18 protein-coding genes are annotated in these 19,338 nt (G+C 51.0%); 5 read left to right on the forward strand and 13 right to left on the reverse strand.

Annotated features, from left to right (window positions below; genetic code table 11):
• Positions 1–40: 40 nt before the first annotated feature.
• Positions 41–2,212 (reverse strand): DNA helicase II, encoded by a 2,172-nt coding sequence (uvrD, locus tag JKP77_RS12475; RefSeq protein ID WP_218311558.1) that lies wholly within the window; start codon positions 2,210–2,212, stop codon positions 41–43.
• A gap of 294 nt (positions 2,213–2,506) precedes the next feature.
• Between uvrD and JKP77_RS12480 the strand changes: the two genes are divergently transcribed.
• Entirely contained in the window at positions 2,507–3,514 is a 1,008-nt protein-coding gene (locus tag JKP77_RS12480) for an LLM class flavin-dependent oxidoreductase (RefSeq protein WP_218311559.1), read from the forward strand.
• A 227-nt stretch (positions 3,515–3,741) separates the two neighbouring features.
• On the opposite strand, the gene JKP77_RS12485 is transcribed toward JKP77_RS12480, so the two are convergent.
• A complete protein-coding gene (locus JKP77_RS12485; protein WP_218311560.1) occupies positions 3,742–4,635 on the reverse strand; it encodes a LysR substrate-binding domain-containing protein in 894 nt (297 codons plus the stop codon).
• A 102-nt stretch (positions 4,636–4,737) separates the two neighbouring features.
• Here JKP77_RS12485 and JKP77_RS12490 point away from each other — a divergent pair, with 102 nt between their 5' ends.
• Together JKP77_RS12490 and cysE are read left to right on the forward strand one after the other, a co-directional pair.
• Positions 4,738–5,865 carry an S-(hydroxymethyl)glutathione dehydrogenase/class III alcohol dehydrogenase gene (locus JKP77_RS12490; protein WP_220100152.1) on the forward strand — a complete coding sequence of 376 codons (1,128 nt, stop codon included), beginning with the start codon at positions 4,738–4,740 and terminating at the stop codon, positions 5,863–5,865.
• 336 nt (positions 5,866–6,201) lie between these two features.
• Complete coding sequence (cysE, locus tag JKP77_RS12495; protein WP_218311561.1) at positions 6,202–7,014, forward strand: serine O-acetyltransferase; 813 nt, start codon at positions 6,202–6,204, stop codon at positions 7,012–7,014.
• A gap of 153 nt (positions 7,015–7,167) precedes the next feature.
• Here the strand turns inward: cysE and JKP77_RS12500 are convergent, their stop codons facing one another.
• The 9 genes from JKP77_RS12500 to JKP77_RS12540 all read right to left on the reverse strand — a co-directional run bounded on the left by JKP77_RS12500 (position 7,168) and on the right by JKP77_RS12540 (position 14,596).
• Positions 7,168–8,139, reverse strand: coding sequence for a S41 family peptidase (locus tag JKP77_RS12500; RefSeq protein WP_218311562.1), 972 nt, complete (start codon positions 8,137–8,139; stop codon positions 7,168–7,170).
• Between the two features lie 162 nt (positions 8,140–8,301).
• Entirely contained in the window at positions 8,302–9,021 is a 720-nt protein-coding gene (locus tag JKP77_RS12505; RefSeq protein WP_218311563.1) for an HAD-IA family hydrolase, read from the reverse strand.
• Between the two features lie 15 nt (positions 9,022–9,036).
• Positions 9,037–9,954: a tyrosine recombinase XerC gene (xerC, locus tag JKP77_RS12510; protein WP_218311564.1), complete on the reverse strand. Its 918-nt coding sequence runs from the start codon at positions 9,952–9,954 to the stop codon at positions 9,037–9,039.
• 6 nt (positions 9,955–9,960) lie between these two features.
• A complete protein-coding gene (locus JKP77_RS12515) occupies positions 9,961–10,656 on the reverse strand; it encodes a DUF484 family protein (protein ID WP_218311565.1) in 696 nt (231 codons plus the stop codon).
• Positions 10,653–11,483: a diaminopimelate epimerase gene (dapF, locus tag JKP77_RS12520; protein ID WP_218311566.1), complete on the reverse strand. Its 831-nt coding sequence runs from the start codon at positions 11,481–11,483 to the stop codon at positions 10,653–10,655. Before dapF ends, JKP77_RS12515 begins: the two co-directional genes overlap by 4 nt.
• 36 nt (positions 11,484–11,519) lie before the next feature.
• Entirely contained in the window at positions 11,520–12,770 is a 1,251-nt protein-coding gene (gene lysA / locus JKP77_RS12525) for a diaminopimelate decarboxylase (RefSeq protein ID WP_218311567.1), read from the reverse strand.
• Entirely contained in the window at positions 12,771–12,953 is a 183-nt protein-coding gene (lptM, locus tag JKP77_RS12530; protein WP_218311580.1) for an LPS translocon maturation chaperone LptM, read from the reverse strand.
• A 61-nt stretch (positions 12,954–13,014) separates the two neighbouring features.
• Positions 13,015–14,082 (reverse strand): MJ1255/VC2487 family glycosyltransferase, encoded by a 1,068-nt coding sequence (locus JKP77_RS12535; RefSeq protein WP_218311568.1) that lies wholly within the window; start codon positions 14,080–14,082, stop codon positions 13,015–13,017.
• 1 nt (position 14,083) lies between these two features.
• Complete coding sequence (locus JKP77_RS12540) at positions 14,084–14,596, reverse strand: phosphatase PAP2 family protein (protein ID WP_218311581.1); 513 nt, start codon at positions 14,594–14,596, stop codon at positions 14,084–14,086.
• A gap of 676 nt (positions 14,597–15,272) precedes the next feature.
• On the opposite strand from JKP77_RS12540, the gene rraA reads away from it, so the two are divergent.
• On the forward strand, positions 15,273–15,758 hold the full coding sequence (rraA, locus tag JKP77_RS12545) for a ribonuclease E activity regulator RraA (RefSeq protein ID WP_218311569.1): 486 nt from the start codon (positions 15,273–15,275) through the stop codon (positions 15,756–15,758).
• A 231-nt stretch (positions 15,759–15,989) separates the two neighbouring features.
• Here rraA and JKP77_RS12550 read toward each other — a convergent pair whose 3' ends face one another.
• Positions 15,990–16,445 (reverse strand): hypothetical protein, encoded by a 456-nt coding sequence (locus JKP77_RS12550; RefSeq protein ID WP_218311570.1) that lies wholly within the window; start codon positions 16,443–16,445, stop codon positions 15,990–15,992.
• Between the two features lie 6 nt (positions 16,446–16,451).
• Positions 16,452–16,919, reverse strand: a complete 468-nt coding sequence (locus JKP77_RS12555) for a hypothetical protein (protein WP_218311571.1) — start codon at positions 16,917–16,919, stop codon at positions 16,452–16,454.
• A 201-nt stretch (positions 16,920–17,120) separates the two neighbouring features.
• Here JKP77_RS12555 and JKP77_RS12560 point away from each other — a divergent pair, with 201 nt between their 5' ends.
• Positions 17,121–19,238: an alpha/beta hydrolase family protein gene (locus tag JKP77_RS12560; RefSeq protein ID WP_218311572.1), complete on the forward strand. Its 2,118-nt coding sequence runs from the start codon at positions 17,121–17,123 to the stop codon at positions 19,236–19,238.
• Positions 19,239–19,338 lie beyond the last annotated feature (100 nt).

The following is a 19,338-nucleotide window of genomic DNA, read 5'->3' on the forward strand; positions in this document are numbered from 1 at the left end:
CCTGACGTCCTGCAATGCGGTAAAGGACCGCCACTACTTTCTACAATGACTCTAGCTTAGCATAGGCCAGCACAAGCCACTTACTTCCAAAGTCATCGAAGTTAACCTGCACCCGGGCGTGATCGCCTGAACCTTCATAATTCAGCACCACGCCTTCACCGAATTTGCGGTGCATCACACGCTGACCCAGCTGAAATCCACTGTGTTCGAAGGCTTCATGGGACGCAGACCGTGAAAATCGGTTGTGCACCGGGCGTGAGACAGTGGATTTGAGACGCACTTCTTCCACGCAGTTGTCGGGTATTTCGCGAATAAACCGCGATGCAGTGTGGTACTTGTCCTGGCCATACACGCGACGGGTTTCGGCGTAAGTGATAAACAGCTTTTGCATCGCCCGGGTCATGCCCACGTAACAAAGGCGTCGTTCTTCTTCCATACGGCCTGGCTCGTCGTTAGTCATCTGACTGGGGAACATGCCCTCCTCAACACCAGCCATAAATACCAGCGGAAATTCCAGTCCTTTAGCGGTGTGGATGGTCATCATCTGCACGGCGTCCTGGTCGGTATCGGCCTGGGTTTCGCCTGCCTCCAATGAAGCATGGGCCAGAAACGCAGACAGCGGCGTCATTTCTTCGGCTTCTTCGGGTACGATGAATTGCTTACACGCGGTAACCAGTTCTTCTAAGTTTTCCAGGCGCGCCTGTGCTTTTTCGCCGCGTTCGGCCTGATACATGGCATACAAGCCCGATTGTTTTATGGCAATGTCGGCCTGCTCTTCCAGTGGTTCATCAAGTACCTTCTGTTCCATCTCTATAATCAGCAGACAGAAGCTTTGCAGGGCATTGAGTGCCCGGCCTTTAAGTGCATTTTCGTTGATAAGCAGCTGTCCTGCCTGCCACATCGAGCAGTTGTTTGCGCGAGCGGCTTCACGGATCTGGGATAAGGTTTTCTCTCCAATCCCACGGCTTGGGGTATTTACCACACGCTCAAACGCAGCATCATCATGAGGGTGATTGATCATGCGCAAGTAGCCCAACGCGTCTTTAATTTCCTGACGCTCGAAGAAGCGCAGACCGCCATAGATGCGATAAGCAATGGCTTCGTGGAGTAAGGCTTCTTCCAAAACCCGTGACTGGGCGTTGTTGCGATATAAAATAGCGCTGTCTTTTAAGGCGTTGCCTTCGTTCAGCCATTTCTTGATTTGTGAGACGATAAAGCGGGCTTCGTCCAACTCATTGAAACCGGCATACACTGAGATAGGCTCACCGTCGCTGCCGTCGGTCCACAACTCTTTACCTAATCTGCCCTGATTATTATCAATAACGGCGTTAGCGGCATTCAGAATCGTCCCGGTTGAACGGTAATTCTGCTCCAGACGAATCGTGGTGGGCTGCTCAAAATCTTTCAGAAAGTGTTGAATGTTATCCACATTCGCGCCACGCCAGCCGTAAATAGACTGATCATCATCGCCCACTATCATGATGGAATTATTGTCTGTGTTACACAGCATGCGAAGCCAGGCGTACTGGATGTTGTTAGTGTCCTGAAACTCGTCCACCAATACCGCACGGAATCGTCGCTGATAATGAGCCAGTACTTCCGGATTTTTTGCCCATAGCTCGTGTGCACGCAGCAGCAGCTCAGCAAAATCTACCAGACCGGAGCGATCGCAGGCTTCCTGATAAGCGGCGTAGATATCGCGCATTTTTTGCTGAATATGATCGCCATGGGTTTCAATATGTTGTGGGCGCAGGCCCTCGTCTTTATTGCCATTGATGTACCATTGGATCTGACGCGGTGCCCAGTGCTTTTCGTCCAGGTTCATGGCTTTTATGATGCGCCGGACCAGACGGTATTGATCATCGGAATCCAGGATCTGGAAATTTTCAGGTAACCCTGCTTCGGCGTGATGTGCACGCAGCAAGCGGTGAGCCAGACCATGGAAGGTGCCAATCCACATGTTGTGCAGACTGCGTCCCATGAGAGACTCGATGCGACCTCGCATTTCCCGCGCGGCTTTATTGGTAAAGGTTACCGCCAGAATCGAGAAGGGCGCAATGTTCTCTACTTCCATCATCCAGGCAATGCGATGCACCAGTACCCGGGTCTTCCCACTTCCGGCGCCAGCCAGAACCAGCATATTCGATTGTGGGGCCGCCACCGCTTCACGTTGTTTGTCATTGAGATCGTCAAGCAGTAAAGATACATCCATAGCGCGCGTTACCTGTGAGTCGTGTTATCAGCAAATCGGGCTATTATGCCAGCGAACTGTGAATTTATACAGGCTTGCGGCAGGATTTCTGGTACATCGGTTTTGATACCGTTTTGGAATACCGTAGCAAGAAAAAATCCCTTTTTGCCCTTGTGACTCGCCCCCTCCAGTCGCATGTTGAGTAGTATCAAACTGTCAGAGTCTGGCTCACCGTGCGAGACCAGATCACTGAGCAGCAGAAATCCATTACCTGCCGCGCTTTGCGCGACGGGTATCCGTATTCAGGAGAGTGTTATGTCAAATCCCGTTCCCGTATCCCTGCTGGACCTGGCTCATATTGCTGAGGGCAGGTCGGTCAGCGATGCCGTTGAGAAAAGTCAGGCGCTGGCGCTGATGGCAGAGAAGCAAGGGTTTAACCGGGTGTGGCTGGCTGAGCATCACGGCATGCGAGGCGTAGCAAGCGCAGCGACAGCCGTTATGCTGGCGGGTATAGGTAAGGCGACAGATAAAATTCGTATTGGTGCCGGTGGTGTGATGTTGCCAAACCACCCGCCAATGGTCATCGCAGAGCAGTTCGGTACGCTTGAGGCCATGTTCCCCGGACGGGTCGATCTTGGCCTTGGCCGGGCACCGGGAACAGACATGGCAACCGCACGAGCACTTCGTCGCGATATCGAAGAAGATGCCAGACGTTACCCTCAGGATATCGTCGAATTGCAGCACTATCTGGGTGATAACGACAGCGAACGTGATGTGATTGCGATCCCCGGCAACGGCTCTCATGTGCCGCTGTGGCTGCTGGGTTCAAGCCTGTATTCGGCGCAGCTGGCGGCGAAGCTGGGGCTGCCTTTTGCTTTTGCCTCTCACTTTGCGCCGGATTCGTTAATGGATGCTATCAGCCTTTATAAAGCACACTTTCAGCCATCGGCACAGCTTGATAAACCCTATGTGATGGCGGGAGCGATGGCGGTCATTGCCGACTCAGACGGGGAAGCAAAGCGCAGGCTAACGTCCGTGCAACAGCAATTTGGCAATCTGCGTCGCGGGGCCAACAAGCCTATGCCCAAACCGGTTGAGGATATTCGACTGGAGCTCAGTGAAATGGAAATCCGTGGCGTAAATCATGCGCTTCGTTATGCGGCGGTGGGCACGGCAGAGTCAGTGGAAGCGCAGCTTGCTGAGTTTGTCGACGTGACCGGAATTGATGAGCTAATTCTGTCGTTCCCGCTACACGATACCACCGCTACGTTTGAAAACGTGCAGGCTGTCGGTGATATGTCTGGGCTGATAGTCAAACAGTAGTCGCTGCCGCCAGGCGAGCGCGTCAGGTAATAAACTCAACAAGCGGTCGTCAAAAAGAACGGTGCACTTGCAGCCTTGCACTTTTAAGCGGAACATCGGTACACGTCTGGCGGGGGAAAGACACACGCCGGGTGGTCTCATCGACATAACCCTGTGTGCATCCAAACACGGTATCTGTGTGTATTAAGCGAAAGGCCGGCATTGTTTTGAGTGGTGAAATGGGACGGTCAGGTCGCGTTCTCTGTACGAAGTGCCGCTTCCAGATAATCCAGCAGCAGACTGACTCCCGGCGCTACCCACCGGGTCTGGGGATAGAGGCCCCAGATCCCCTCACTGTCGGGGCGATAGTCGCTGAGTATTTCAACAAGCGCACCTTCCTCCAGACAAGGTCTCACATATTCCTCCGGCAGCTGAACAATACCAATATGTTTCAGCGCACAATCGCGCAAAGAAATACCGCTGTTGCAACGAAGACTGCCCTCCACATTAAGTACTTTCTCCTGGCCTTTTACCGAAAACCGCCAGTATCCCAAAGAGCCTACCAGGCAGTTGTGATGTTTAAGCGCATTGAGCGTCTGCGGCTTACCATGTTGCTCAAGGTAAGTGTCAGACGCGCAGGTATACACGTTACGACTGGCGAGTTTACGATGACGAAGCCTGCTGTCATCCAGCCGTCCCAGCCGAATTGCCATATCCAGCCCGGCATCAACAATGTCCAGACGCGCATTGGACAATTCAATATCCAGATGCAATTGCGGATAACGTTGCTGAAACGCAATGAGTAATGGCATCAGCACCCGCTCGCCAAAGGTGATTGGCGCGGTTAAGCGCAGTTTGCCGCGGGGAGTAGACTGTTGTTGTGTTAAGTCGCGTTCACTGGCGTCAAAGCCGTCTATCAATTGTCGGCACTGTTGATAATACCGTTGCCCCAGTGCGGTCACTTTGACCTGGCGGGTGGTGCGATGTAAAAGCTGAATGCCGAGGCGCTGCTCTAACTGACTGACCTGACGGCTGACCTGCGCATTGGAAATGTGAAGGCGGTTTGCGGCTGCGGTAAACGACCCGGCTTCAACCACGGCGACAAACTCTGCAATTCCCTGCCAGGGGTGAAGGCTTTTCATTGTTACATCACAGTAATAGTGAATTTATTTTTGCGATATTATCATCTATTTAGCAGTAATGTAGGATCCATTTATTCATTTTACACGCTGGAGTACTACTTAATGTCAGCACAATCTATTACCTGTCGCGCTGCAGTTGCCTGGGGACCAGGCGAGCCCTTAAAAATCGAAAATGTCGAGGTAGCGCCCCCAAAAGCCGGTGAAGTACGCATTAAGGTTGTGGCCTCCGGTGTTTGTCATACCGATGCGTTCACGCTATCAGGTGACGATCCGGAAGGTATTTTCCCATCGATTCTTGGTCACGAGGGCGGTGGCATTGTTGAGTCGGTAGGTGAAGGTGTAACCGGACTTGAAGTCGGCGATCATGTGATCCCGCTGTATACACCGGAATGTGGTGAATGTAAGTTCTGCAAATCAGGCAAAACTAACCTGTGTGGAAAGATCCGCGAGACACAGGGCAAAGGGCTGATGCCAGACGGCACAACCCGCTTTTCTATCGACGGAAAACCGATATATCACTATATGGGTTGTTCTACCTTCGCCGAGTACACCGTGCTACCCGAAATCTCGCTGGCGAAAATCAATAAGAAAGCCCCTCTGGAAGAAGTGTGTCTGCTGGGTTGCGGCGTGACTACCGGTATGGGAGCGGTAATGAATACCGCTAAGGTAGAAAAAGGCGACTCAGTGGCTGTATTTGGTCTTGGCGGCATTGGCTTGAGTGCCATTATTGGTGCCGCGATGGCGGGCGCATCAAGAATTATTGCCATTGACATTAACGAAAGTAAATTCGACCTGGCAACCAAGCTGGGCGCTACCGACTGCATTAATCCGAAAAACTACGACAAGCCTATTCAGGACGTTATTGTCGAGTTGACCGATGGCGGTGTGGATTACTCTTTTGAATGTATCGGTAACGTCAACGTGATGCGTTCTGCACTGGAATGCTGCCATAAAGGGTGGGGCGAGTCTGTGATTATCGGCGTAGCCGGCGCCGGGCAGGAAATATCAACCCGTCCGTTCCAGCTGGTAACCGGCCGCGTTTGGCGCGGAACCGCCTTTGGTGGCGTGAAAGGGCGCAGTGAATTGCCGGATTATGTTGAGCGCTACCTGGATGGCGAGTTCAAGCTGAGTGACTTCATTACGCATACGATGCCGCTGGATGACATTAACGACGCTTTTGAATTGATGCATGAAGGAAAGAGTATTCGTACGGTACTTCAGTACGCCTGAGCGAGCGGACATTGCAACGTTGATTTTAGCTTACCTCATACTATTGCATAGTCGGTTGACCCGGATGCAGCCTGCTCTGGCAGTATGAGGCTTTGACAGCGCCGGCAGGTCCGGCGTTGTCGTTTTTCCTTACTACATCGGTAAATCTCATCGTCAAGGCAGACCTAAGACGGCTGGTGTTATCGATGAAATGATCAAAATTCAGGCTGTTCGGGTACAAATCCCCTCATCGTCAACAGTGATGATATGTTACGCTTTTGCTGCTCTTGAATTATACGCGGTGAGCCCCACTGTTCGAAGACGCGTCCGACTTATTTATTCCACGGGACTGTCACTATGCAAGCACTTTCCAATACCACCGACTTCTGGCTGACGTTAAAGCAGGAAGCGCAGCGTGTGGCTGACAATGAGCCGCTACTGGCGAGCTTTATTCACGCATGCATTCTCACCCATCATAATTTTGAGTCGAGTTTAAGTTTTATTCTGTCGAATAAGATGGCGGATGACGTTATGCCCGCACTGGCTATTCGTGAAGTGTTTGATGAAGCGTATTTGTTAGAACCTGCGATAACAGAAGCGGCCATTGAAGATATCAAAGCCGTTCATCGCCGGGACGCCGCAGTGAATGATTATCTGACGCCGCTCATCCATTTTAAGGGGTTTCATGCCGTACAGGTACATCGTATGGCGCATTATTTGTGGCTTCACGGTCGCCATCAGCTGGCGTTGTTTCTGCAAAGCCGCAATTCTGAAACCTTCGGTGTTGATATCCATCCTGCCGCTCAAATTGGCAAGGGTGTGATGTTCGATCATGCCACCGGCATTGTGATTGGTGAAACCGCCGTGGTGGAAGATAATGTGTCTTTGCTGCAGAGCGTGACTCTGGGCGGTACCGGGCATGAGTCCGGCGATCGCCATCCGAAAGTGCGCCAGGGCGTGCTGGTGGGAGCTGGTGCTAAGATCCTCGGCAATATCGAAATTGGTGAAGGCTCTAAAGTCGGGGCCGGAAGCGTCGTGTTGAGCAGTGTTCCCCCGCATGTCACCGTAGTGGGGGTACCAGCCAAAGTTGTGGGTCGTCCAAGTTGTCCAAGACCCTGCGATTCCATGAAGCAAAATGTGCTGGAAGACAACGACACTCAACCAGATTAGCCAGTCACACCGGGTTTAACCCGCACGCGGCGTGTTTGGCTTTAAGCCGGGTGGAGTAATGCGGTGTTAACGGCCGGAGAGAACGAATCATAGTTGAATCTGATGTTCCGGCGGCGACGTCGGAAGTGAGTGTGTCCTCAGTACGGGTTTTACCTATCGCAGCGCTTGCTCACCGGGTTTGCCTCTGGCTAGTTTCAGTGCGGTCTTAAGACTGTCTTCTGCTTTAACCTGATAATCGGCAAACACGCCCGTGTGTTGCCAGTTATCCCGGGTCACGGGATGGGTAATCTGCGCATAATAAAGCGTAAGCTCAGCGTGATTACTCACCGGTATGGTTTTTTTCATATAGCTCATTCCCATCGTGTCATCGCCAACGATGACCGCCGCATCATGGTGTTTAAGGGTGTAGCTGACAAACTCCCAGGGACCACTGACAAAACCTGAAGTGAGAATGTATACCGGAGTCTTGCCGGCAAATGAGCTGAGTTGGGGGGCGGGGTCGGAAAGCAGTTCAACCGGATCATGTTGGTCATTAAACGAGACGGTTCCCATCAAGGTTCCGTGAGGCAAAAACGGGCTCGCCAATTGCTGCGCGAAATCCATGGAAGCTGCGCCTGCGTCGCGCAAATCAATGATGAGCGCATCCACATCACGAAGCGTCGAAAGCGTATTCACAAGGTCGCTGCGGCGATCCGCTTTTACAAAGTCACCCTGTAGCTTCACATAACCAATGTTTCCTGACAGCAGCTCAGAATCGATAGCATTGTCCTCTGCTGAAAGCGGTTCTCTGTGCAACGCACTCATCTGACGCCTTTCTACAAGTTCAAACCCGGTGTCGCTGGTGCCATTCACAAGTATGGATTCAAACTTCTGCCGGAATTGCCCGAAATGATAGCCACGGTTAAATTCACCGCTGGATATTTCGTGCTGCAGGCGTTCGCGCACCGCGAGCGTTTGTCCGGGGAAAAGATACTCCTGTGATAGCGCTGCAAGGGTATTTTCTACTATTTGCCGAACTTCCTCTTTCTCAAGGTATGGCTCGGAATGAGGGGGAGCCGCGGCGACTGCACCAGAGATAACCCAAAGCAGGCAAGATAAAAAAATAATAAGGATATATCTGGACATGTAAGCGCCAATGACTGAACTGAAAAGATGTCATATATCCGAATACTGGGTTTTCAACGCTCATCAGCGAAATAATTCGGCGTATTCAGGAACAAAAACGGCAGGTAACGCAATATACGGTACCGGCAAAAACAGGCACCCCCTCGACAGACACGGAAATTATTATTTTTTAACCAGTGACACCAGCTCTGACAGGTTATCCAAATGGACATGGGGTAAGGCCTTTACCGGTTCCAGACTAAGCGTCATATCGCGATTGCAGGCGTACCATGCGGTCTGGTAACCGGCATTAATTGCGCCATAGACGTCTTTTATCAGGTTATCGCCAACATGGAGGATGCGCTTTGCAGAGAGACCAAGCTCGCTGGCTGCCTCATCAAACATCGCCCGTGCAGGTTTCATCGGGCGTGTCAGGCTGGCGTGGTAAATCGTTTTGAAATAACCGGAAATACCAATTTTATCGGCATCGACATTGCCGTTAGTAATGCCCACCAGCGGCACGACATCCGCTAAGGATGCTAACGCCTCGTGGACGTCATCAGAAAGCGTTAACTCGCTGCGGGCGCGATAAAAGAGATCAAAGCAGTCAGTAGCAGAACGCTGAAGCTCATCACCGTGGACATCGTGCTGAAGCGCCGCTTTCAAAGTAAGTAAACGTAACTGCCCCATATCCGAAGACAGCTCGGGTGTTTGTGCAATAAGATCCCGCCGGATACTATGCCAGTCCTGGGGCGTCATTGCGGCAGCTTTGGGAAAGTGCTCGCCAATATGGGTGCGTAACGTATGCTCGGCCTGACGAATTACCGGGCCGTTGTCATAAAGCGTATCGTCAAGATCGAACGTTATCGCGTGAATTGGTGCCAGTGGACGGTAAAAGCGCATGAAACTTCCTGCCAGTTATTTTTTGCGGGCGCGCGGGTGCGCAGAATCGTAGACCTGGGCGAGGTGCTGAAAGTCGAGATGGGTATACACTTGCGTGGTAGATAAATTCGCATGTCCCAGCAACTCCTGCACTGCGCGCAGATCACCACTGCTTTCCAATACGTGCGTGGCGAAGGAATGGCGCAGTTTGTGGGGACTGACTTTCTGATCGACGTGCTGAAGCTGCGCCATCTGATTAAGACGATTGGCCACCTGACGATTGGAAATACGGGTTTTTCGTTTGCTTACGAACACACCCGGCTCGTAAGGCGACGCGTAATGCGGTCGCACTTTCAGCCATGCATTCAGGGCTTTCTGTGCTGTGCGTCCCAGCGGTAAAATGCGCTGCTTACTGCCCTTACCCGACACGCGCAGCGTACCGTCAGCCTGACAATCACTTAAATTTAATCCGGTGAGTTCACTTAAGCGAAGACCACAGCCATACAGCAGTTCGAACATAGCCTGATCACGCAAACGCAGGCCTTCGTCGTCGCCTTCGCCCCCGTTTAACAACTGCTGCATGTCGTCAACGCTGAGCTGTTTAGGTAGGGGTTTACCTTGTTTTGGGGCTTGTATGCCCTCTACCGGGTTGGTGTAAAGCTGATCATGATTTATCAGATACTGACAAAAGGTGCGCAGTGCAGAAAGGCGCAGCGCAATACTGCGGGCACTTAAGTTCTCGCGCTTGGCAGTTGCCATTACACGCTTTACATCAGCGGGTGTCATTCCTGACCAGTCGTGAAGCGCCAGCAGCGTGGCGACTTCGGTCAACTGACGACGATAATTGGAGATGGTGTGACCGGACAAGCCGCGCTCAACCTGCAAATGCAGTAAGAATTTATCCAGCCAGAACTGACAATTTTCTGAAAGTGAGTGGTTACTCTCATCGCTCACAGCGAATCAGTACTCCAGTAGGTCAGGCAAAATGATATTAAGAATCTGCTGCAGCTGCTTAAGCAGCAACGTATCCATGTCTGGAGTGAAGTGACTGGCATCACAGCTGCCGACAGCCAGAATACCTAAATCTTTCTTTTCACCAAGCAGGATCAGGGCGGATGACTCGGCAGTGTCGTCACCGAACAGCAACTGGCGTTCATGCTGCGACAACCGGCCGAAGAAAAAGCTGTCATTCTTAAAGCGCTTCTCTGCAAATAACCGGCGCTGTAATTCCGGTATGGCGTGCGGGCCGCGAAAATTTTTAATGACAACGGATGAGAGGTTTAGCCGCTCCTGCAGCACCTCTTCGAGTTTTAGTTGTATGTCGGATACAGACTGGCAGTGGAGTAACTGCACATTGAGATCGGTATACACGCGATAAATTTTTTCGTTTTGTTTGGCGATACCGATTAGCTGATTCAGCTTGTAGTTAAGCTGACGGACTTTTTTACGCAGTTGTTCGCTTTGCAATTCGACCAGAGACACGCTGCCTTTATGGCCATGGGGAATAGTAAGGCGCTCAACTAACTCAGGGTACTGAGTGAAAAAATCGGGGTTTTTGGTGAGGTATGCACGGACATCTTCCGCCGTCACCAGTTCGTTATCATCGAATGGATCTAAAGGGACGGTGGCTTTTTTCTGACCTGATACTTCACTCATAAGGTTAACTGTCCATCGTAAATATGTTCCGCCGGGCCGGTCATTTTCAGTGGGGCATCTTCACCTGGCCAACGGATACGTAAACTTCCGCCGGGCAAATCTACCCGGACATCCTTTCCTAATTTACCCTGAATCTGGCCTATTGCAACTGCTGCGCACGCACCGCTGCCGCAAGCCAGGGTTTCCCCTGCACCTCGTTCAAACACGCGAAGCTTGATATGAGCGTCAGAAACAATCTGCATAAAGCCCACATTCACGCCTTCCGGAAAACGTTCATGGCGCTCCAGACGCGGCCCGATGTCGTGTACCGGAGCGGTATCCACGTCGTCGACTTCCATCACACAATGGGGATTTCCCATCGATACGGCACCACAGAAAAGCGTTTGCTCATTGTCGCGGATAATATAGAAGTTTTCCTGCTTATTCGCTTTCAGAGGCACTTTTGCCGGATCAAACTCAGGCTTACCCATATTCACCGTTACCTGACCGTCTTTCTCCAGGTACAGCACCATTTTACCCGCCTTGGTACTGACTACCACTTTATTGCGGTTAGTCAGACCTTTCTGCTTTACGAAGCGGGCAAAGCAGCGTGCGCCGTTACCACACTGCGAGACTTCCGAGCCGTCGGCATTAAAAATGCGGTAGTGGAAGTCCTGGTCGGGATCATAGGGCGGCTCAACCAGCAACAGCTGGTCAAAGCCAATACCAAAATTTCTGTCTGCCAATTGCTGTATTTTTTCTTTCGAGAAAAAAACGTTTTGGGTCACGTTGTCCACGACCATAAAGTCGTTACCCAAACCGTGCATCTTGGAGAACTGAATTTGCATTAATAGCGCGTCTTTCTATTTTATAGTATCTCTAGTTTACGTAAGTTTGTGCTCACCTTTCCAGAGATCTTTCAGAATTTCTCGTTCACGAACCACAATAACCTTATCGCCATCTACCATAACCTCAGCAGGACGGCAGCGGCTGTTGTAGTTTGAGGCCATAACGAACCCATACGCGCCGGCACTGCGAACTGCCAGCAAGTCGCCCGGTGCAGCCGCAAGCTCCCGATCTTTTCCTAAAAAGTCACCGGTTTCGCAAACCGGGCCAACCACATCATAGGTACGCACCGGCGCATCCGACTCTGATTCCACGCGGATGATTTTCTGCCATGCGGAATACAGTGATGGCCGCAGCATATCGTTCATCGCAGCATCGACGATGGCGAAATGTTTCTCGTCACCTTCTTTAATAAATTCGACTTCAGTGACCAGGATCCCGGCGTTAGCGGCAATCGCGCGGCCAGGTTCCATAATCAGCTTCAGTGACTCGCGTCCGGCCATTTTTTCAGCCATGGCTGCCGCGTACTCACGTGGATGGGGCGGGTTTTCTTCGTTATAGGTGACGCCAAGGCCGCCACCTACATCCAGATGGGAAATTACAATGCCTTTATCAGCCAGTTCGTCAATAAGGAGCAGCAGGCGCTCAAGCGCATCGACAAACGGATCGATATCCGTCAGCTGAGAGCCGATGTGGCAATCCATTCCCACCACATTCAGATTTTCCAGCTTGGCTGCCAGCTCATAGGTGGCGATAGCGCGCTCGCGAGGAATACCAAACTTATTCGCTTTGAGACCGGTGGAAATGTAAGGATGGGTGCGGGCGTCTACATCCGGATTAATCCGCAGGGAAATTGGGGCTTTCATACCCATCTCACCGGCAACCTGATTTATGCGATGTAATTCGGGCTCGGATTCGACGTTAAAGCACATGATGCCCTGCTCAAGTGCATAGCGGATTTCCTGTGGTTTCTTGCCCACACCTGAAAATACCACTTTCGCAGGATCGCCACCGGCTTCGATGACACGCGCTAACTCACCGGCAGAAACGATATCGAAACCCGAACCCAGCTTCGCCAGCACGCTAAGCACGCCGATATTAGAGTTGGCTTTTACGGCGTAGCAGACCAGGTGAGGATGATCGCCCATTGCATCATCAAAGGCATGCCAGTGACGCTCGAGCGTGGCACGGGAATAAATATACAAAGGCGTTGCGTGGTCGCGTGCTATGTCGCTGACGGCAACCTCTTCAGCGAACAGGCTACCGTCCCGGTAAGCAAAATGATCCATTTAATTCTGATCTCCGGAGCTGTCGGTCGCAGGGGATGTGCCCTTCTCTTCAGACGTTGTCGCGTCGTCTTCGGGCACTGGCGAAGTGGAAATGTTTTGCGTTTGTTCTTCAGGAAGATACAGCGCGCCGCGATAGCCGCAGCCGCTTAACAGTAACGTGAATAAAACCAGTACAACGCGCATAACAGACACGACAATCCTGCGGGTGGAAATGAATAATTCCCGATATCATCGCATTGCGCATTTAAAATGCAAGCGACAATAACTTTTCGCGTGTTTTATTGCCGTAGGTAACCTGTCGCCACAGTGCATCGCACAGGCTTTTGGTATCCTGCCAGTTACCCATTACCAGCCAGTCAATGAGCAGGCTGGGATCGTCGGGAAACGTGATGGGCTCGTTCTCCGGCGCATCAAGCCACTCTTCTACTACATCTGTATCCAACTGGAACAGCGTCTGACAAAGATCTAACTGGTTTAAGGTCAGTACATTCGACAATTGTTCAAATTGTCCGTGCAGCGGCTTAATCAGCAGTTTTTTGCCCAGTTGCAGGGCTTCACTGGATAACTCGAAGCCGCCGTTGGCAATCACACCGGCGCAGTGCTGCAGTGCAGTCTGAAATGTCAGCTTTGACGTCGGCTGCCAGTGAATGTGGCCGCAATCGAGAGGCGCACTGATGCCCGGGTGAAAGCACATAAACTGCTGGTCGCTGAGCGGCTCCAGCATTTGCTGAATATCGTTAATCTCTTCAAAGGGTAAATACACCAGCACATGCTGCTTGGCGGGTGAGGCAAGCGGTTTGTCGGCCACGAAAGGGGGTAAAATCGGCTGGTTGAAATGAAACCAGTGTACGCCCAGCTGAATGTCCGTTGGCGCAAAATATTTCATTAGCAGACGGTCGGTGACAGTGTCCCCGGCTTTAGGCACCGGGAAGGAAAACGCGGCCTGATGGCTGATCGAGATTGACGGCAGTTTGCTACGTTTCGCAGCCCATGCAGTGATAGGTTCGAAATCGTTAATCAGCAAGTCATAGCCTACAGTGTCAAATTGTTTGATGTCGCGAAAACACTGGCGAATATTGGCATTTTTCAGTGTGCGCCACTCATCGATTTTACCATGACGGGTAACAAAGCTGAGTCCTGCCAGTGTACGATAGTTGCCAAACACATCCATATCGAAGTATTTTTCCGGATCTCTGCCGGTAAAAACAAAGTCCACGCTGACATCGTCCCGCTTTGCCAGCGCCGCGGCCATGACCCGCGCTCGCGCGATGTGACCATTGCCCGTTCCCTGGACACCATACAATATTTTCATGCTACCCCAACAGTGACAAACTCAGTGATGCGATACTAATACCAAGCAACATACCGGCCACAACATCAGAAGGGTAATGCACACCCAGCAGAATTCTCGAGAGACCGATAAGTCCGGCCCAGCTGCAGGCCAGTACAGCGAAAGAAGGGTAGTAGTAAGTGATGATACTGGCCATCAACCATGCCGCTGCGGTATGTCCGGAAGGCAGTGAAAACTTATCTGACGGCGTAACATGTGCTTTGAGGTTCATAAGCAGGTCGCAGGGACGCTGGCGTCTGAACATTTTCTTTAAGATAACGTACAGCGGCAGTTCCAGTGCATACGCCATCAGTGCAGTGTATAAGAATAATTCGCCATGCTCGGGTTCAAAGGCCCACAACAGCATGCCAATCACGAAGTACAGGTACCCGTCTCCGGTTTTTGATAACCAGATAATGCTGCGGCAATCCCGTTTCAGGGTTAACCGGTAAAGGCGATAAAATAAATCAGTATCGTACTTGGTCAAGGATTTCAGATTCACTGTGCCTTGCCCCCCTTTCGGTTGACTGATTATTAGCCTAAGAGGCAACTGTGACTCTCCCGTGACAAAATAAAGAAACCTTTATTACAACTATTGCTACAACTTACATGCCACAGTATCGCCTGTTGCGAAGCATAATGATGGCTCGCTTGCCAGTACGCCTCTAAAGAACGCAACGTGTCGTGGATGCCTGCGCGCCCAATAACAGTTCTGTCAGTGATAGATGAGTCGCGCTTCTTCCAGACTAAAAGCCCGGTTTGTGACAAATCATTATTTGCATGATTCCATACATTCCCTCCTCGCCAAATAATGCTATGCTAGGGAAGGTGGGAATAAGTCTATGGTCGCTCAGGCTCACAGCCAAGTGACTAATCAAGGCGGTCTTTTGCAGGCCTAACGGGTTAAGTCAAAAAAGACCAACGGCGAGTAGGCGCTTGGCTGTAAGCCCCGAAGGGCGAGCCCTGAAGCAAACATTTGCGGCGTTAGGCTTCTTGGCAAGGGCGACTGCCATTCCCTGCGAATCCTGCCTTGCAACTGCATGCTTCAGGACTCGCTGAGTGACTATAGACTTGTTCGCATCTTCCCTAGGGAAGATACGATCATAGACTTATTCGTATCTTCCCTTAGTACATGTTGCGTTTCTCGCTCATCAACAATTTAAGGCACGTCAATGGATTACAACACTTCCGAATTATGCGACTTGTTTGCAGACAGCGTCGACGTCGTCGATCCCATCTTTGACAGTTATGGAGGCCGGTTTTCCTTTGGTGGAGAAATTACCACCATTAAGTGTTTTGAGGACCGTGGCCTGATTGACCGTGTGTTGGCGCAGCCCGGCAGCGGAAAAGTGCTGCTGATTGATGGTGGTGGTTCGACTCGCAGAGCGTTGATTGACTCTGCGGCAGCGCAACTGGCTATCGACAACGACTGGGAAGGTATCGTGTGTTACGGCAGCGTCCGCGAAGTAGATACATTAAGCGATCTGGATATCGGGATCCTCGCGGTGGCCTCTATTCCGGTTAATGCTGACAGTGAAAGCATCGGCGATGTGGATATTCCGGTGAACTTTGGTGGTGTGACGTTTCTGCCTGAAGATCATCTCTACGCGGATAGCACCGGCGTGATATTGTCGCCCGAACCCCTGGATCTGGACTAAGTTTTGCCGATGGCTGCACAATAAGTGTGCGGCCTCACCGCGTTAATGCAGGGCTGGCGCCGCGCTTTCTCTGCTCCCCCTCACGGTCACCCCCTTGTCGCGGATATTTTGTCTGCATGCCAAAAATAATCCGGCATTTGAACTGCGTACAAAGCTAACTTTAACAAGCCTGTCTGAAAGGTAAGTTCGCAAACCTGCCCGCGCCTGTCGCAACATCATTGCGGGTTGGGATTATTCCAGTAACAAATCTGAATGCAGTTTGATGTAGTGGATCCTGATTTGCTCATCCTGTTCAATCAGCGTCAGCGTGATGTGTGCCGGGCCGGTATCAAATTCTACCGGAACCAGATACTGCGCTTTTACGGATGATCCTGATGAGGTATAGCTGGAGGACACAACACTTTGCTGCTCCGGCTCGCCAATACTAACCAGATGGCCCAATCGAGACACTTTACTTAAATACAAATTCCACTGATTGTCGGAAAGTGCGCTAAAGCCTTCCTCTGTCATTAAGTCCTGATAAGGCTGCCTGTCCCAGGAAGCCAGCTTTGGGATCGCCTCATTGATAAAAGGCGTGAACCGCTCATCGGCATCCGATGAGTTCATTGCTGCTACGACGATTAGCAGTATCAGCAACGCCACAATGACGGTACAGATGATGCCGATAATTTTAAAAAAACGTTTCATGACATGTTATCCAGCTGAGACTATTCTAATGTCATCCAGTGAGCCCGGGCGCACATGGGTCTGGTAGTAATATTTGCCGGAAGGGCGACCGTCTTTAAGAAAGAGAATTTCTACCTGCTTAAGTTCGCCGCTCACGGCAATGGTTTTACCTTTAAAGTAGTCTTGAGGCTGTTGCTGATGCTGCGAATAAAAGGCTTTCGCCAGTTTAGGGGATAGCGCAATAGTTATATTACGAGGGTCGCGATAATCCTCTTGCGTATTTAAAAATACCGCATTGCGCTGCTGACCTGTGGCAACAACTTTCAGGGTATAACTACCGTCAATGACTGACGCTGGATACTGCTCGGCTGCAACGCGGCGCATTTCCATGGTATCGGAAACGACGGACTTTTTTGGCAATGTCTGAGTGGTTGTGTGCGTGGCGCTGCATCCAACAAGCGTCAGTAAAAATGATAAAACGAGTAATGCCCGCATAGTTCAGTCCTTTGAAATGATGAAAAAATCTTACATCGATACGGTATATCACAATAGACAAACTGCAAAGCCTTTATCCAACTCGTGCGTAGCGAGAGGAGGTTTATCTGGGAATTCGCTGTACTCATCTGATTTTTTCCCGCTAATTTTCAGATGTTTTATGATGAATCTGACATAAGAAAATAAAACAAAAGGGGATTCATGTTCAGATTCGTATCCGGAAACAGCTCATGCGGGCCCGTAACTTCCCGCCCGGCAACATGGTTAGCGATAGGTGCCTTGACTGCGCTTTGCAGCTTCACAGTATCAGCTCAGGACGCCACAGCACCTGATGCCGATAACACGAACAGCGCGCATTTCCAGGCTGAAGATATTTTTAATCTGGAATATGCCACCGACCCACAGGTGTCACCTGACGGCAAGTCGGTGGCGTATGTGCGCCGCTCCAACGACATCATGTCAGACAGTACCCGCTCAAATATCTGGCTGGCGACTACGGATGGTAAAAGCCATCGCCCGCTTCTGTCTTCTAAAAAGAATTACTACTCGCCACGCTGGTCCCCGGACGGTAAACGACTGGCATACCTGTCGAACGAAGAGGGCAAGCCTCAGCTGTATATTCGCTGGATGGATACCGGACAAACTGCACTGGTTACCAACGTGACCTCTTCGCCAGGTTCAATTACCTGGTCGCCGGACGGCAAATACATTGCGTTCACCATGAGTGTGGATGCCAAAGAGACACCGCTGAAAGTGAACATGCCATCCAAACCGAAAGGGGCTAAGTGGTCTCCAAAGTTTGAATACATTACCAAAGCCCGCTATCAGGCAGATGGCAGAGGCGTATTAGAGCCAGCCTACACCCACATCTTTATTGTTCCGACCGATGGCGGCACGGCCAGACAGTTAACGTCCGGAAATTATCACCACCGGGGTAGTTTAAGTTTTTCGGCGGATTCACAGAAAATCTATTTTTCTGCCAATCGTAGCGATGAGTGGGAATACGAACCGGTAGAGGCCGATATCTTTACCGTTGATATGGGCGGTAACATCGAACAAATTACCGATTTCCCGGGTAATGAGTCATCACCGGTTGTATCGCCTGACGGCGAGCGCGTGGCCTATTCCCGTCGAGACGACAAAAAGCTGATGTATCGCAACAGCTATTTGTATGTGATGAATGCTGATGGCACAGAGCACAAAAATCTGACTAAAGATATCGACAACACGGTATCGAACTTCCATTGGAAAGAAAATGACGGACTGTACTTCCAACAGGCAGTGCGTGGCATGATTCAGGTGGATTACACCTCTCTCTCAGGTAAAAAGAAAACCGTAGCGAAAGGCATTAGCGGGACAACCCTTGGTCGCCCGTATATCTTTGGTACCTACCATGCGGTGGACGATGTGGTTGCCTACACCAAAGGACGCACTGACAGACCAGCAGATTTATTTGTGACAACTCGTAAAGAGAAGCAGCTTACCGCACTGAACGAGGATGTGTTTGGCCACAAAACGCTGGGTGAAGTGAAGGAGATTGTGTACAGCTCTTCTATCGATGGTGAAGAAATACAGGGCTGGTATATCCTGCCGCCGGATTACGATAGCAGTAAAAAATACCCGCTTATTCTGGAAATACACGGGGGGCCGAACCTCGCGTATGGCCCGGTATTCACCGCAGAGCTGCAACGCATGGCTGCAGAGGGCTACATTGTCTTTTATGATAACCATCGCGGCAGTACCGGATATGGCGAACGCTTTGCGTTGTTGCTGCAAGGCAAGTACAGCTCAAAGTACGACTTTGCTGATCACATGTCAGGCGTCGATGCGTTAATTGATAAAGGGCTGGTCGATCCTGAGCAACTCTATATTACAGGCGGGTCTGCTGGCGGTATTGCTTCTGCTTATGCCATTGGCTTAACCGATCGGTTTAAAGCGGCGGTAGTAGCCAAGCCGGTGATCAACTGGTTGTCTAAAGTGCTGACGGCGGACTCCGGGCTTTATCAGATCCCGTATCAGTTCCCGGGTATGCCTTGGGAGGAAATGGAGCACTACTGGCAGCGTTCACCCCTGTCTCTGGTAGGAAATGTCACAACGCCAACGATGTTGATTACGGGGGCAGAAGACAAACGTACGCCGATGTCTGAAACCGAACAGTTTTATCAGGCCCTGAAGTTACAGCGCGTCGACACCGTACTGGTTAAGGTGCCGGGTTCTCCCCATGGGATTGCCGGCAAGCCGTCACGGATGATAGCCAAAGTCGAAAACATACTGGCGTGGTTTAAGAAGTACTCGCCATCTCAACAACGCGAAGACTAAACATCGATATAAGGCAGCCAGTGTGCCTGTCTCTTATACACAAATCCCTGCTAAGTAATTAGTGGGGATTTTTTTTGAACTCTATTTACCAAGCTTGATC

Origin of the sequence: Alteromonas antoniana (assembly GCF_019249295.1) — a bacterium.
Classification (GTDB): domain Bacteria; phylum Pseudomonadota; class Gammaproteobacteria; order Enterobacterales; family Alteromonadaceae; genus Alteromonas; species Alteromonas antoniana.